General features: G+C 37.2%; 13 protein-coding genes and 2 pseudogenes. 6 read left to right on the top strand and 9 right to left on the bottom strand.

Annotated elements, in window-relative coordinates:
- The first annotated feature begins 181 nt into the window (after window positions 1–181).
- Window positions 182–1,048, top strand: a complete 867-nt coding sequence (gene nadC, locus H6G86_RS23670; RefSeq protein WP_190936366.1) for a carboxylating nicotinate-nucleotide diphosphorylase — start codon at window positions 182–184, stop codon at window positions 1,046–1,048.
- A 134-nt stretch (window positions 1,049–1,182) separates the two neighbouring features.
- Here nadC and H6G86_RS23665 read toward each other — a convergent pair.
- The 8 genes and pseudogenes from H6G86_RS23665 to H6G86_RS23630 all read right to left on the bottom strand — a co-directional run bounded on the left by H6G86_RS23665 (window position 1,183) and on the right by H6G86_RS23630 (window position 9,378).
- Window positions 1,183–2,511: pseudogene (locus H6G86_RS23665) on the bottom strand (IS701 family transposase).
- A 410-nt stretch (window positions 2,512–2,921) separates the two neighbouring features.
- Window positions 2,922–3,260 (bottom strand): annotated as a pseudogene (locus H6G86_RS23660) (transposase); the annotation flags it as partial.
- 303 nt (window positions 3,261–3,563) lie between these two features.
- Window positions 3,564–4,955 carry a histidine--tRNA ligase gene (hisS, locus tag H6G86_RS23655; RefSeq protein WP_190936365.1) on the bottom strand — a complete coding sequence of 464 codons (1,392 nt, stop codon included), beginning with the start codon at window positions 4,953–4,955 and terminating at the stop codon, window positions 3,564–3,566.
- A gap of 124 nt (window positions 4,956–5,079) precedes the next feature.
- Window positions 5,080–5,526: a DUF3598 family protein gene (locus tag H6G86_RS23650; RefSeq protein WP_190936364.1), complete on the bottom strand. Its 447-nt coding sequence runs from the start codon at window positions 5,524–5,526 to the stop codon at window positions 5,080–5,082.
- A 394-nt stretch (window positions 5,527–5,920) separates the two neighbouring features.
- The gene (locus H6G86_RS23645; RefSeq protein WP_114080493.1) at window positions 5,921–6,112 is read right to left on the bottom strand and encodes a YqaE/Pmp3 family membrane protein; all 192 of its coding nucleotides are present in this window, start codon (window positions 6,110–6,112) and stop codon (window positions 5,921–5,923) included.
- A gap of 133 nt (window positions 6,113–6,245) precedes the next feature.
- Window positions 6,246–6,644 carry a phage holin family protein gene (locus tag H6G86_RS23640; RefSeq protein ID WP_185581901.1) on the bottom strand — a complete coding sequence of 133 codons (399 nt, stop codon included), beginning with the start codon at window positions 6,642–6,644 and terminating at the stop codon, window positions 6,246–6,248.
- A 219-nt stretch (window positions 6,645–6,863) separates the two neighbouring features.
- Window positions 6,864–7,205 carry a 2Fe-2S iron-sulfur cluster-binding protein gene (locus H6G86_RS23635; RefSeq protein WP_190936363.1) on the bottom strand — a complete coding sequence of 114 codons (342 nt, stop codon included), beginning with the start codon at window positions 7,203–7,205 and terminating at the stop codon, window positions 6,864–6,866.
- 13 nt (window positions 7,206–7,218) lie between these two features.
- Entirely contained in the window at window positions 7,219–9,378 is a 2,160-nt protein-coding gene (locus tag H6G86_RS23630; protein ID WP_190936362.1) for a Tex family protein, read from the bottom strand.
- Between the two features lie 561 nt (window positions 9,379–9,939).
- On the opposite strand from H6G86_RS23630, the gene H6G86_RS23625 reads away from it, so the two are divergent.
- Window positions 9,940–10,194, top strand: a complete 255-nt coding sequence (locus H6G86_RS23625; protein WP_190936361.1) for a hypothetical protein — start codon at window positions 9,940–9,942, stop codon at window positions 10,192–10,194.
- A gap of 1,183 nt (window positions 10,195–11,377) precedes the next feature.
- Here H6G86_RS23625 and H6G86_RS23620 read toward each other — a convergent pair.
- Complete coding sequence (locus H6G86_RS23620) at window positions 11,378–11,596, bottom strand: hypothetical protein (protein ID WP_190936360.1); 219 nt, start codon at window positions 11,594–11,596, stop codon at window positions 11,378–11,380.
- A gap of 163 nt (window positions 11,597–11,759) precedes the next feature.
- Between H6G86_RS23620 and H6G86_RS23615 the strand changes: the two genes are divergently transcribed.
- The 4 genes from H6G86_RS23615 to H6G86_RS23600 all read left to right on the top strand — a co-directional run bounded on the left by H6G86_RS23615 (window position 11,760) and on the right by H6G86_RS23600 (window position 14,805).
- Window positions 11,760–12,143 carry an EamA family transporter gene (locus tag H6G86_RS23615; protein WP_190936359.1) on the top strand — a complete coding sequence of 128 codons (384 nt, stop codon included), beginning with the start codon at window positions 11,760–11,762 and terminating at the stop codon, window positions 12,141–12,143.
- A 37-nt stretch (window positions 12,144–12,180) separates the two neighbouring features.
- Window positions 12,181–12,537 carry an EamA family transporter gene (locus tag H6G86_RS23610; protein WP_190936358.1) on the top strand — a complete coding sequence of 119 codons (357 nt, stop codon included), beginning with the start codon at window positions 12,181–12,183 and terminating at the stop codon, window positions 12,535–12,537.
- A 94-nt stretch (window positions 12,538–12,631) separates the two neighbouring features.
- On the top strand, window positions 12,632–13,936 hold the full coding sequence (locus H6G86_RS23605; protein ID WP_190936357.1) for an NAD(P)/FAD-dependent oxidoreductase: 1,305 nt from the start codon (window positions 12,632–12,634) through the stop codon (window positions 13,934–13,936).
- A gap of 44 nt (window positions 13,937–13,980) precedes the next feature.
- Window positions 13,981–14,805, top strand: coding sequence for a glycosyltransferase family 2 protein (locus tag H6G86_RS23600; RefSeq protein WP_190936356.1), 825 nt, complete (start codon window positions 13,981–13,983; stop codon window positions 14,803–14,805).
- The last annotated feature ends 354 nt before the right edge of the window (window positions 14,806–15,159 follow it).

The following is a 15,159-nucleotide window of genomic DNA, read 5'->3' as shown; positions in this document are numbered from 1 at the left end:
TTTGCGAGTCGCTTTAAGCTCTCCGCTTCAGGCACTTATTCAATATAGCGAACACACCCCCTCGTGTCAACTATTTTCTCCAAAATTCTTTTGGACTGTTTTTCTATCGCCATCAAAGCCTTAGAGTGTAAGAGTTTTAAGCTATAGTATTCCTGGAAGTTACTAAGGAAGCAATATATTTGTGAGCAGTTCTGGTGTTTTACCGCCTTGGCTGGTTTTAGATCCTCTTTTGCGTGGCTGGTTGTTGGAAGATATTGGCCGGGGCGATCGCACAACAAATACGTTACTAGTAGAAGATGTGACGCTAGGCTCGGCTAAATGGATAGCTAAAGCTCCAGGGATAACTGCTGGCTTACCAATTGCAGGTCGGGTGTTTCAGATTTTGAATGAAAAAGTCAGCTTTACGGCGGTTGCGGCTGAAGGTAAATGGTGTGAGCCGGGACAGGTGGTAGCTGAAATTCATGGTTCGCTAGATGCGCTACTGATGGGGGAACGAGTTGCTCTCAATTTGGTTATGCGGTTGAGTGGGATTGCTACGCTCACTAATATATATGTAGAGAAAATTGCTGATTTACCTGCTCAGTTGGTGGATACGCGTAAAACTACACCAGGATTGAGACTGTTGGAAAAGTATGCGACTGCTGTGGGTGGAGCGATTAATCACCGGATGGGATTGGATGATGCAGTGATGATTAAGGATAATCACATTGTGGCGGCAGGTGGAATTGAAAAAGCAGTTACCCGTATTCGTTCTCAAATACCTTATCCCTTGACAATAGAGGTAGAGACTGAAAGTTTAGAGCAGGTGAAAGAAGCTTTGAAGCACAACGTTGACATTATTATGTTAGACAATATGCCTGTGGATATGATGCGTGAGGCGGTACAGTTGATTCGCGAGCGGAATAAGCAGGTGAAAATAGAGGCTTCAGGGAATGTGACTTTAGAGACGATTCGCAGTGTGGCAGAGACTGGTGTTGACTATATTTCTAGCAGTGCGCCGATTACTCAGTCCAAGTGGTTAGATATGAGTATGAGGATTGCACTTTAGATAAGTATGGTTGGTTATTTTACTACAAGTTTTGTATAGTCTTGGTTTATTGAAGGATAAAAGTTTCACTAAAAACAATCTATCTATCCCTGTTCTGTGACTTTCCGAAATAAGTAAGCAGTAAATACAGTGAATTATTCAGATGAATAAAAGGGTTTGAAGCCATTCATAGCACTAATAAGTTGGTTAAATCCGAGCAACAAATTGGAATTGTGAAAAACATCAAGCCACGGATAAATTAACCAAAATAGTAAAAGTGGTTGGACGATTAGCCGCAGATTATTGAGAGTATTCTTCCATCCATTTTGATGATTCTATTGCTGATGCACAGTGAAATCAACCGGACTGATTTCTGATACATCAGTTAGAATTTGATGAGATTGATTTAAGGATAAAAAGGCTGGAGAGTTTAAACTAATCATTGTGTAAAGACAAAAAATAATTTCCCACCACCGTTCAATATGCTGGAAACTAGTAAACCGATAATCTGTCCAACCTAATTCTTGCTTACACTGACGAAAACCATATTCTACCCATGTTCTCAAGCCATAGAGGTCGCCCAAAATTTTCTTGAGTTTACCTTTGAGATTTGTGATCACAAAGGACGTAGAATTTTCCGGCATTGTTTCTGGGTCTGTGGTTAATTCCCAGTAAGTTATATCTCTTGTTTTACCATAAATTATTTCTCGGATATATCTAGTCTCTGATTTTTGGTTACTAAATGTTCTGGTAAATTTACACCACTTATTCGCCCTAACCCTTTGATTGGCTGGCAGCCAGACTGCATGATTACTTCTAATTGCTACCACGTAAGCTAAGTTATATGCTGCTAATTTTCTGAGAAATTGGCTACTCTCTCCATATAAACTGTCTGCCAATACTAATTTAATATTCAAGCCCAACTCTATTATTTCTGTAATTATTTCTGTTGCTAATTCTATCTTAGTCTTATATTTGTCTTCTGCTTTTAGCGTACCTTGCGGTTTGAATACTTTGAACAGTAGCGGAAATGTTATGTTATCGTAAACTCCGTAGGCATTGACTGAAACTATCCCGTTATCTATTTTTCCCACACTTCCTAAGTATTGTCTGGCTACGTAATCAGTCTTTTTACCTTTTTTTCTATCTCCTGTTTCATCGATGACTACGGTAATTGCTTTTCCATTTAATGCTCTCTTGATTTTCTCTAATCTTCGGTTCTTTACTTTCTCTACTGACCACTCTGAATTGGCAAGAAAATGATGTAATGATTGGGCTGAGTTTATGCTTACTACTTTTGCTATCTCTGGTAAGGATTTTCTTTTGAGCGTTGAGATTATTCCCAAATGTAAATATTTAAAGCACTCATAATTTCTTACTTCTTTGAATATGTCTCTGTATTCCTCACAATATTCATCTATGACTCCCACTGTTGGGTGGGCATCTCGACGTAAGTGTTTGAGGATTTGTAATTCTACATCCATTGCTCTACCTACTATGTAGAGTTTTTTCTTTTAACTATTATATTCTTTATTCTCGGAAAGTGACAGAACAGGGCTATACTACTATTGGTAGAGTCGATGGTTTGTGGTTCAAGTTGTAGTTTTTTAGCCAGACACTTTTCTAGAACTTGTTTACCCATATCATCTCCCCGTTAGGGCCAGTCATTGTTACCTGCTTGTTTTACAACTGGTTGCGCCCTGCTACCAGCTTCACTCTATAGGATTCCGAGCCTATTCGATGTGGTCAGATCGGGAGTCATTTATCTCTTAAAGATGGGGCTTTCACCCACATCAGAGGAACAGTTATGCGTTTTGGGTGTTACCTTCAAAACCAGAAATGTTGAATGTCAGTACAAAGCTTTACATATTTAGTTACACTAACTTTAAAAAGCCTAAGTTAACATCATCTCATCAAACCAATGAACATAACTGATTTTCTGACACATACAAAATTGTTCGCGTAGCGTCTCGAAGAGAAGATAGCAGAATTTATCTAATAATGTATGTCCCCATTGTGTGGGAATAGATAAAAGCTGTAATATCAGATTAGCTATTAAGCTAACGTAAATTTGTATAGTAATACCATTGAGGTTTTTGGTAATTAATTTGTCAAGTTTTAAATACATTTTTAAAAATTTCTATAATAGTTCAACTCCCCAACGTAATCAATAAATATCCCTGATTTCATCATCAGAAACTGTTGCGTCTTCTGACTTCGGTAAATTAGTCATCTTATCGTTACTCAGTTGTTGTGGTGAACCCTGTAGCAAAGGGGTCTTTGTAGATAAAGTTGTGACGGTCTACCACTTCTTCTAAGATACAAGGTTAGGTTTTGTTCCTGATACTGTTGGCAAAATATCACTTTATACTTTAAAGTACCAAAAAACCTGATTTTTTCGTAGCTTGGTTTGGCTAAGGAAAAACCAATATTTTTATGAACGACAAGTTTATCGTTGAATTAATTACAATATTAAGAAATAATTCGCCAATAGCATCAGGAATGAAACCCAACATAGCCTTATAATTTTTGTAGCTTATAAAGCAAGCCTTTTTTTAACTTCCTCAGCCAAATCTACCAGTAACACTTCTACTTGCTCACCTGTTTTCAAATTTTTCAGGGAAGACTTTTGTGTTGCTGCTTCCTCAGAACCAATAATTACACAAAATTGAATTCCTTGTTTATCGGCTAGCTGAAATTGTTTACCCAAGGGACGCTTATCAAAGTTAGTGATAACATTAATTCCACATTGACGCAGATGTTGCGAAACTTTTAAATAAGTTGGCATTAAATCTTCTTGCATATTTACTACCATCACCTGGGCTGGTGTAGCAGCTAAGGTATTTAGAATACCAGCTTTTAACAATCGACTAATTAAGCGAGTTAATCCAATAGAAATGCCTACACCAGGCATTTTTTCACCCAAGAATACCCCAACTAATTCTTCGTATCTCCCGCCAGAACAGATGCTACCTAAAGCTTCATGTCCTAATAAGGTTGTTTCGTAAACTGTGCCAGTATAGTAATCAAGACCGCGGGCAATTGATAAATCAATACAGAAACGATTTTCGGCAACTCCAAGATTACGCACGCCTGTAATTACCGTTTCTAATTCGCTAATCCCCAGGCTTAATTGCTCGGTTTCTGGCAGGTTTTGGGTGAGATGCTTAAGTTTAGTTAATACTTCATCAACAGAACCATCAATTTTAATAAAATCAATAATTTTTTGAGTCTGTTCTCCTGAAACTCCCTCTTTTTCTAATTCTTGTTTTACTTTACTTTCACCAATTTTTTCTAAATTATCAACAATACTAATACACGATTTAATTTTATCTTCGGTAATTCCTACTGACTTAAAAAAACCTGTAAGAACTTTACGATTATTAATGCGAATCAAAAAATTACCAATATTTATTGCTTCAAATATCTCAGTGATAATTGCAGGCATTTGAGCATCATAGAGCAAGCTGAGTTCACGACGAGCAACTACATCAATATCACACTGGCGGAACTGACGAAAACGCCCATCTTTAGCGCGTTCTCCTCGAAAAACCACATCCATTTGGTAGCGGGCAAAGGGAAAGGTTAAATCATTCAAGTGACGGGCAATATAAGCTGCTAAAGGAACTGTTTGATCAAACTTTAATGCTCTTGCTTCCGAACCCGTTTCGCCTGATTTATCTCTCTCGGCTTGCCGATTTGGTGGCAGAATGGGGTCAATGCCATAAATGATATTATCGCCTTGATTTCCTTTAGCTTGCAGCACTTCTAAACGTTCTACAGCAGGTGTTTCTATGGGCGTAAATCCATAGCTTTCAAAAACTCTACGGATGATATCTAGCAAATATAATTCTAGACGCTTTTCATTAGGCAGAAATTCTGGGAAACCACTAGGAGTAGAAAAATTTATTTTGTCACCTTTTGCCATACTTGTACCTTACTAAGTTGAAATTTGAGATGAAAGCCTAACCATTTGAAGCTGTGGCTACACAAACAAAGTCCGCCTGTGCGGACTAGAGAATAATGATGGTGATTTCTGAAAACAGAAATTACTATCTTAGCCGTTCTTCTTCAATTAAGGTGCGTTGAAAGATTTTATTATTCTTAAACCAATGCCAAGTGCGGGCACGATTATTACTGTCAGGACTAATGTAGATCATTTCGTATAAACTCATTTCTGGGTTTGTTTTATAAATAAACCACAAAATCACAATAGAATCATCAATTTCCCAAGCTTTTCCTTGGATGCGCTCGGTGTCAAACCAGAGTTTATTATCTTTATAGCTTCCTGTAAATTCATACTCTTCTTGTTTTCCATCAGACCATTTGTAGCGATTAATTTGGTAGTAGGGATGAGGGCCATTTTCTGGAAATTGACAGGTTAAGTGAGACTCATAATTATCTAGGATTTTTCCTGTTGTATCAATCAATGTATAAGTTCCTACCCAATCTCCCTCATGACGGGCAAGTACGGGCATTCCTTCTCGAAGATTAGACATTGCAATTCACCTCTCAAAAACTTTGGGTAAGGGATACATACAACACAAGCGAACTACATACATTTAACGCTGGGGTAAGTAAGTGACGGACTCAAACTGCAAGCTCCCTTTGCTTGTAGCAGGACGCAAATCATTAGCCATTTTTCGTACTATTGTTTGAGTCACACTAAGTTACACACCGCAAAACTTATTATATAATGCTGTATGTAGTACTAACAATTCGATCTAGTACTCTGCTTTTCTAGCTTGTATGGACTAATTTTTGAATTCTACACACAACCAATTGTCCACTAATTATGCAAGTTAAATTTGGAATTGGTACAAAATGAAATGGTGCGTTACGGTTTTAAACGTAACGCACCATACTTAATATTTACCAATTTTCTCTTGCGTATTAGTAAATACCACTTTCTCGATTTAGTTGTTCATCATGCTTGGCAATGACCCAAATTGCATGAATACTGCCGGGTAGCCAGCCTAGAACTGTTAGCAAAATGTTGATAAACAATGTAGGCCCAATTCCAACTGTCAGGAAAACGCCTAAAGGAGGCACTAACAAACCTAGAAGATAACGAACTAATTTCATGATTTTGCTGTATTTTTGTGATTTTCTTTAGAGTTAGAGGCTGTCTGAAGATGCCGATTTAGTAAATCCACCTTCGGATATTTTTTATGGAGTAGAAAAGTGATGAAATTACTATTTCTACCCCTTTTAATATTTATCTAGAAGGTAATTCATTTTGGCTTTTTACATCACCACTGCTGGTTAAAAGGTTTCTTTCAACGAAGTAGTTGTTAATGAAGGTGTTAGCAAAAGTTAGAATCACTGGCCCAAGAAGGAAACCAATAATCCCACTGACTGAGAAACCAGGAACTAGCACTGCTGCTAACCAAAAACATAAACCGTTGACGACGAGCGAAAATGCTCCAAATGATAGAAAGTTAAGTGGTAGGGAGAGAGCAGACAAAACTGGTTTAACTGAACCGTTAATTAAACCAATTACTAAAGCGGCAATCAAAGCTGCGGGAAAATTAGCAATATTAACGCCTGGAACAACTAAATCAACAATCAACAGGCTCAAAGCTGTAGCTAGGGCGGTTAATAATGGTGTCAACATTTTTTTGACCTAATCTTTTTTGTTTGTAACTTCTTATCTCATCTTTAACTATGTGCCAGACTTTCACCTCTCTTGCAAGATAGAATTTCTTTCTACCATTAGGTCTATTATTGAGAAAACTATAGTGGTTGTCATATTTATGTGCCCCTACTGTGATGCCATGTTTTCAAGGGTGCGTTAATTTTTTTGTTTAATGCACTCTACAAATTTAAGATTAATTTAATCAGATTTTCCAGACTCAGGCTTATAGTAAAGGGCTGACTTATATAAGACTTGTTCTTGATGGGTTTCTAAAGTGCAATTAGACAAGGGGTAAGTTACACAAGTAACAACATAACCAGCTTGTATTTCACTTGGGCGCAGAAATTTTTGTTCGCTTTGATTAACTTCACCGCTAATGAGTTTGGCAATACAAGCAGAACATTCGCCTTGTTTACACCCAGATGGTAGACGGATACCAGCTTCTTCTGCTATATCCAGAATATATTGATCGTCTGGTACTTGAATTGTGCGATCTAACCCAAGTGTAGGATTGATGAATCGAACTTGATAAACTACCATCTGCTGTTTCTAATTATTGTTTAATTGTTTTCATCGACAAACTAATCCGCTTCAGCTTCTCGTTGATTTCTAACACCTGCACTTTAACTACTTGTCCGACTTTGACAACTTTGTTGGGATCGTCTACAAATCTATCAGTAAGTTGGGATATATGCACCAAGCCATCTTGATGTACACCGATATCAACAAAAGCCCCAAAGTTGGCGACATTTGTCACGATTCCTTCTAGTTTCATTCCCACCTTTAAGTCTCTGATTTCCTTAATTCCTTCTTTGAAGGTGGCATACTTAAACTCAGCACGGGGATCTCTACCTGGTTTTTCTAGTTCGCTGAGGATGTCGCGCAGTGTAGGTTCGCCGACGCTATCGGTAACATATTTCTTCAGGTTGGTCTTTTTGAGTTTTTCGGCAATTTGTGTCACCTGATTTAATGGCACATTTAGATCGGATGCGATCGCTTCTACTACAGAATAACTCTCTGGATGCACTGCTGTATTATCCAATGGGTTGTCACCGCCGCGAATCCGTAGAAAACCCGCCGCTTGTTCAAAAGCCTTTGGCCCTAGCTTTGGAACTTTCAAAAGTTGGCGGCGATTTTTAAAGGCTCCATTCTGGTTACGATAGGCGACAATGTTATTGGCAACTGTTGCCGTAATCCCAGAGACGGAAGTCAGAAGTTCTTTGGAGGCGGTGTTCAAATCTACGCCGACATAGTTAACGCAGCTTTCTACAGTGTCATCCAATTTCTTTTTCAACAACTTCTGATCGACATCGTGCTGATATTGTCCCACACCAATGGATTTGGGATCGATTTTCACTAGTTCGGCTAAAGGGTCTTGCAAACGGCGGCCGATGCTAATAGCACCGCGCACGGTAATATCTAAATCGGGAAACTCTTCTAGCGCTACAGTACTCGCAGAATATATAGATGCGCCGGACTCATTCACCATTACCTTAACAGGTTTGCGTTCTATTGTTTGCAATACTTGCGTCACAAATTCTTCTGTCTCGCGGGAAGCTGTACCGTTACCGATGGCGATTAACTCAATTTTGTACTTTTCAATCAGACTTTTGACAGTTTGTGCTGCTTTCGCGCGTTGTTCAGCCGCTTGATGAGGAAAAACCGCTTGATATTCTAAAAATTTTCCTGTTTGGTCGAGGACAGCAACTTTACACCCAGTTCTAAATCCAGGGTCTATCGCCAAGGTTGGTTTCATTCCTGCTGGTGCAGACAGCAGCAACTCTCGTAGATTAGTCTCAAATGTCTTGATTGACTCTATGTCTGCATAGATTTTTTTCTCAGAAATTACCTCTCCCATTAGAGAGACTTTCATCAAACGGTTAAATGCATCCTTCAACATTGCCTGATAAAAATCACGAATTGGCCGAACTTTGGTTTTAATTTCTTTCGACTCAAGATAGTAAAGTACCGTATCTTCATCAAAAACAATTTCAAAGCTTAATATTTTTTCGGTTTCACCCCGACACAACGCCAGCATATTATGAGGTGCAATATTTTTTACCCTAATTTGATAGTTACGGTACATCTCAAATTTGGTTGTACCTTCGGGATAATCATCTTTGATGCGGGAGACAAATACCCCTTCTTCTAAAAGATAATCGCGGATATATGACCGTAATTCCGCTTTTTCAGCGACTTCTTCCGCTAAAATATCAGCAGCGCCTTTAAGCGCCTCTTCTGCTGTTTTGACTCCCGTGGTTTCAGAAATATACTTAGCTGCTTCTTCTTCCAGTGAAGCCGTTGCAGCATTTTTGAGATTTAGCGACTTGATGAATTCTGCCAGTGGTTCGAGTCCTTTTTCTCTGGCGATAGTGGCCCGGGTGCGACGCTTTGGTCGATAGGGTAAGTATAAATCCTCAAGTTCAGTTTTTTGTAAGCAGGATGAGATTTTGGCTTTGAGTTCATCTGTGAGTTTACCAAGTTGTGCGATCGCACTTAAAATCACCGATTTTCTTTCTTCCAGTTCTGTTAAATAAGTATATCGATCAGCCAGTTCACGTAGTTGCACTTCATTCATTTCATCGGTGCGCTCTTTACGATAACGTGCAATAAAGGGAATTGTTGCACCCTCCGCCAAAAGTTCCAGCGCGTTTTGCACCTGATGAGGTTTGAGGTTTATTTCAGTCGCCAGTAGTTGAGGAATGTTCAGCATTAGGTGTGTAAAATGCAAAAAAATAAAAATGCTACTTCTAAAGGTAATATGCTAGATCCTTATCCTGGCGCAAGGCCAAAGTTTTAAGCTAATTTACCAGATGATTGCTCACAAGAGTAGAAGCCGAAGAGACAAAACCCACCTACGCAAGTAAGTTTTAAACCCTATTAATCAGCGTAGATGAAGGAGAGTTTGTATAGCATAGCGCAGCTATCCTGAGTCGGGAGAGGGTTAGAACAAGCATCGCCAAAACACTTGTATAAGCATACACTTAAACCTTGCTACGCATAGTGTCTTAATATCCCTACTTTGAAAACTTGTTACACGCAGTATCTACCACAAATGAAGGAGTTATTCGCCAAGCTTTTGGATGCTTCATCTATCGCAATAATTATTCAAATTGGTATAAGATACAATGTTGAGTAATCTTGATTTTCTCTAATATTTATTTCGTTCGACTGTTGTGCCTAAAAGCTTATTGGATGTAAAATTGACCACAATTACCAAAACAATTTGTTTTATAAGCACAATAAATAACTTTTCATTCAGAGGTTTGCTAAGATGCCTTTGTTTTTCTTGATACCACTGTGTACTGCTTTAGCCACGGGCTACATGTTTAAAAAGAGTACTGATGAAATTGCATATCTTGCAGGTGTATTCGCGGCTATTAGCTTGATTTTAAGTCTAGTATTAGCACCCTGGCAGATTCAGTTTGGATTGTTAATTGCTGTCTTAATCATTACGAACAGACTTTTGCAGAAAAATGAGTTCAAACAAACTGAAGCTCCAGGAAAACAACCTAGAGAAATTAAATAATCTCAACCACGACAAAATATTTTTTTCAATTTTAAACTGCCAAAAATCATAAGTTATCTAACCCAGTAATGTCTTTAAAAACAAAACTTGGTAACTTTTTGGTCAAAAGCCCTTCAATATGTGTATAATTTTGACAACTTCTTGAAACTGTACTGTATTTATTATTTCCTAATAACGGTAAGCTTCATTTTCTACTTCAGAGAATAAACTGTATAGTTAGGTTAAGTATTGTTGAACTTTTCCATTGGAAAGGCGATGCAAACTTTTAAAAATATATTCATAATCAATCATAGTATCAAATAAAGTTTGATCGTAAAATTCAGAAATTGAGTTTTCCATCTTACTAGGTATCATAAGTGACTTAGGGTTGTTTTGGGATGTATAAAATTTAATATCTTCGTGGATAATATAAAAAACAATTCATACTATCGGTTTTCATCTATGGTGTGTGCTGTATTTAACTAAGAGTTTAGTGTACTATAAGATACATACTATTCTCTGCACTGTTGTTCAAGGTTAATTCTGTTTTCTCAAACTCTTTGCTTTACACTTCTAGAGTCTGACATGAAATCGATACTTCTGTAAGTTTATTAGCCAGAAAGTGCTTTGTAAATGTACAAATAAAAATTCATAATATATATGGGAAAATTTCGATTTTATGAAGTTTTTGTTTAAGTATATTTTCGGTAAATGAATTTTTGATGAAGTGTGCCGATAAATTTGCAACACCCTTTTCTCGTGGTATTCTAGTAAGTGATTATATGTAACAATAAATTTTGAGTAAAGCTCTAGTTAAAATTACATATAATTAAGAACAATCTAAACAAGCCTAAGACTAAATGTAAAACATCTCAAATCTGCTTAAATTAACGTAAGCTGTGAGTTAATCGCCAAACGCTAGTTTACATTAGCCGTTAGTCTCGTGAAAAACTCCCTTTGGACATTAAGTAAAATCCCCACAGACCTGTAAAGCGCATTACTTGAGACTAATTCATCTCTCTATTTTCTGCAGCCAAGCAGACTTCTATTACTCATTGTGTTCCCATGTCCAAAAAGACTACGTATACACACCCAAGCTGAGTACAAGTTTTTATTAGTCGGCTTAGTTACCAGCCGAGGTTACAGATATGTTATGTAAGCTTGGAGACTGACAAAGCCCTCAATTTTCGGATATCTGCATCACCTATGACATAGATGTTGCGATCGCACTACAAAGTACTCTGGAAGCATAGCTGGCTGATACGGAAGCCTTCTGCAATTCACAGTTTGGTAAACCCAAACTGAAAGTACAACTATAAGCACTTGACTCCGACAATACCGGATGCTGCAATAATATAGCAACCGTTTTACAAGCTGTATAGTATTTAGTTGCTAACTCTTGGGCACAGCTTTTGGTGGTCATTTTGATCTCAGTCCCTTCAAAATAGCCTTCTTAATGTTGTTATCTATTTTAGGAAGTGGAAGTCGAATTGCACAGAAAGTATCACCGAAATCAGAAACGTCCAAAACAATAGGTTGTTTACTGGCCGGTTCATACCTACTATCTCGATTGAGGGAAATGTACGATGAAATCTATATTGGAAATTTCAAACGTTAAAATAATTCCCTATATTATCTTGTTTGTCAGTATTTTATTTAGTATTTCTGGGCAATTGCTCATGAAATATACCATGAGTCATACAGATGAGGGACTATTAGATTGGGTATTTCTTCAAAAATTAGCATTAGCTGTTAGTGTTTATTGTTTGGGAATAGTCAATTGGATACTGGCTTTGCGATCGGTAAAATTGAGTATTGCTTATCCACTGACTAGTTTAAATTATGTCGGTATACTTTTCGGTTCCTACTACTTTTTTAATGAGGTGATTACACTAACTCGAATTGCAGGAGTAATCACTATTTTTATAGGTATTCTTTTAGTAGTTATTCCTCTGAAAAAGCCTATATAAATTTCTCTATAGTAAATTTTACAAAACATATTGGAATATGAACATTATTACCTGGCTACTTTTAATAGTTGTAGTTTTATTCGGAACCACAGCTAACGTATCACTAAAATATGGACTTCATATTTCTAGCCATACTAAGGGATCTAGCACATCTATTTTAAATCTTTTATTGTCTCGTTATTTTTGGATTTGGTTTATCTGCTATACATTTATGACTGTATTGTGGCTTTATGTATTGCGGACAATTCCTCTAAGCCAAGCATTTCCAGTTTTAGGACTAATGTATGCACTAATCCCAATTGCTTCTCACTATCTTTTAAAAGAGCGAGTTGCATTTAGCCAGTGGTTAGGAATATCTATTATTATATCTGGTGTAATTCTGGTTGTAAATTGATAGCTAAAGGCACAAATGTTGAGGCTATTAAGGTTATTAACAGCTTCTGAAGATCAATCTCAAAAACATAGCTACAAAAATATAAATTAAATTTATGAATATAGGTATTATTGGCGGAGGCATAACTGGACTCGTATTAGCCCAACGTCTTGCACATCAAGGACATATAGTAACTGTCTTCGATAGCAACAAACAGCTTGGTGGACTGACAACTTATCATGATTATGGGTTGTTTACTTGGGATCGCTTTTATCACGTTATCCTACCTTCTGATACTCATCTAATAAATTTTCTCAGAGATATTGGTCTGGGAGATAAACTGCGTTGGCATAGAAGTTTAACAGGATTTTATGATCATAAAAAATTCTATTCTATCAGTAACACTATAGAATTTCTTCGCTTTCCTCTATTTGGACTTATAGGTAAAATCAGATTAGCTTTTACTCTGCTCTATGGTTCACGTCTTAATAACTGGCGGCGCTTAGAGAAGATTTTAGTAGAAGATTGGCTATTAAAACTCGGTGGTAAAAGCACATACGAAAAGCTCTGGAAACCTTTACTTCTATCCAAATTAGGAGAGAACTATAAGAGAATATCAGCAGTTTTTATTTGGGCTTATATCAAACGACTATTTTCAGCGCGTGATTCTTCATTAAATAAAGAACAACTTGGTTATGTCTCAGGCGGTTACAAAACTGTTTTTGACCATATAGAAAAGTTAATTTATGCGGCTGGAGGTCATATTCACACAGGGGTTGCAGTAGAATATATCGCACCTCATTCAGGTGGTGGAATGTTGGTAGAATTTCAGGGTAAGAAGGAGCATTTTGATAAGGTAATTTTTACTGGCCCGGTTAATATTTTGCAACAAGTTGCTGCTGATGAACTGATAAAAGTTTCCGACACTGGTGAAACAGTAGAATACCTGGGTGTAATCTGCATGGTATTGATTACTCGCAAAGCTTTAGTTCCTTATTACGTCGTAAATATCGCCGATAGAACTATTCCTTTTACCGGAGTCATCGGTATGAGCAACTTAGTTTCTTTGCAAGAAACGGCAGGATATCACATGACATTTCTACCAAAATATATCCTTTCCACTGACCCGTTGCTAAAACAGCCTGATGATGAATTGCGCCAAGTATTTTTTCAGGGTATACGTTTGATGTTCCCAGAACTCAAATCAGATGACATTGTAGCAGCACATATAAATCGAGCTATTAAAGTGCAGCCACTACAAGTTTTAGATTATTCCAGCCTTGTTCCAAAAGTGAGTACCGACAACGAAGATTTTTTCGTCGTCAATACCTCGCAGTTGGTCAATGATAGCGTCAACAACAACGCAGTTGTGCGACAGGTCGATGAATTTCTCAAGAAATCAACATTGCTGAATTCTTGAAATTTGATTAATTGGATTTTATTTTAAAAATTACAGGAGTATTTATGAGTCTTTTTGTTCTTTTACCCGCATATAACGAACAAGAATCAATTCGCCCCTTGTTCAAAAGATTTCAGACATTACAGCAAATCTCTAATATGGAGATAAAACTGATTCTTGTTGATGATGGTAGTAGTGATGCAACTGCTCAGACTGCTTTAGAAGAATCTCAATCACTGGGAGTATTACTTAACTTAGTCCAACATCCCAAGAATGCTGGTTTAGGTGAAGCAATTAAAACAGGTTTTAGGACGTTTTTGGAAATTTCTCAAGAAGGCGATTTTTTAGCCGCAATGGATTGCGACAACACTCAACCACCAGAACTCTTAATAAAGATGTATGACACTATGATAGCTGGTAGCTATGATATTGCGATCGCATCTAGATATCGGAAAGGCTCTAAAGTCATAGGTTTATCAAAATTTAGAGAGATAATGAGTTACGGAGCTAGCTGGCTATTTAGAATCGCAGCCCGTGTACCAGGTGTAAGAGATTATACTTGTGGCTATAGGTTATATAACCGTAATTTTGTTAGTAAATTAGATATGTATTATGGTGAAAATCTATTTACTGAAAGTGGATTTGCTTGCATGATAGATTTACTATTGAAAGCCAAAGTACTCAGACCAAAAATCGCAGAAATTCCAATGGTTTTGAGATATGACCAAAAGCCAACTGCGAGCAAGATGAAAATTTTGAAAACTATTACTCGCACACTGAAGCTCTTGTTTAAGAATCTATTATCTACAGGACAAAGTTCCAATTTAAGTCAGACTTTCAATGAGCGACAAACAGCAAGAATTCCACTGAAAATGGGAAATCGTAAATAAAGCTAAGAGTGATAGTCTGGATTAAATTAAGCCTTTGTAGGAAATAAGATTACATATTTAGTAGGAGTTATTCGTCAGGAAATTTCTTTCTTCTTACTAGAGTTAGAGCATCTCTAGCTCCTGACTCCCTTCATTGAGAAGAGTACTAAGTAAATACATAATATTAGGTGTATCTCATTTTCTGCCATTACCCTCAATGGTGGGAATTTTCAAAATCTCAGCCCGCCTTTGCGGGCTTTTTTATTGACAACCCTTTTGAAGGAGAGTTAGGGAAATCCACACTACTTTTCAAAGAATTGGTCAAGATGGTAGTTGAGTAAATTTGCTAGAGTGAACACACCAGGATTTTTCAGT

Origin of the sequence: Nostoc sp. FACHB-133 (assembly GCF_014698055.1) — a bacterium.
Classification (GTDB): Bacteria; Cyanobacteriota; Cyanobacteriia; order Cyanobacteriales; family Nostocaceae; genus Nostoc.
The sequence above is the reverse complement of the archived record's forward strand: the minus strand, read 5'-3'. Positions and strand labels throughout refer to the sequence as shown.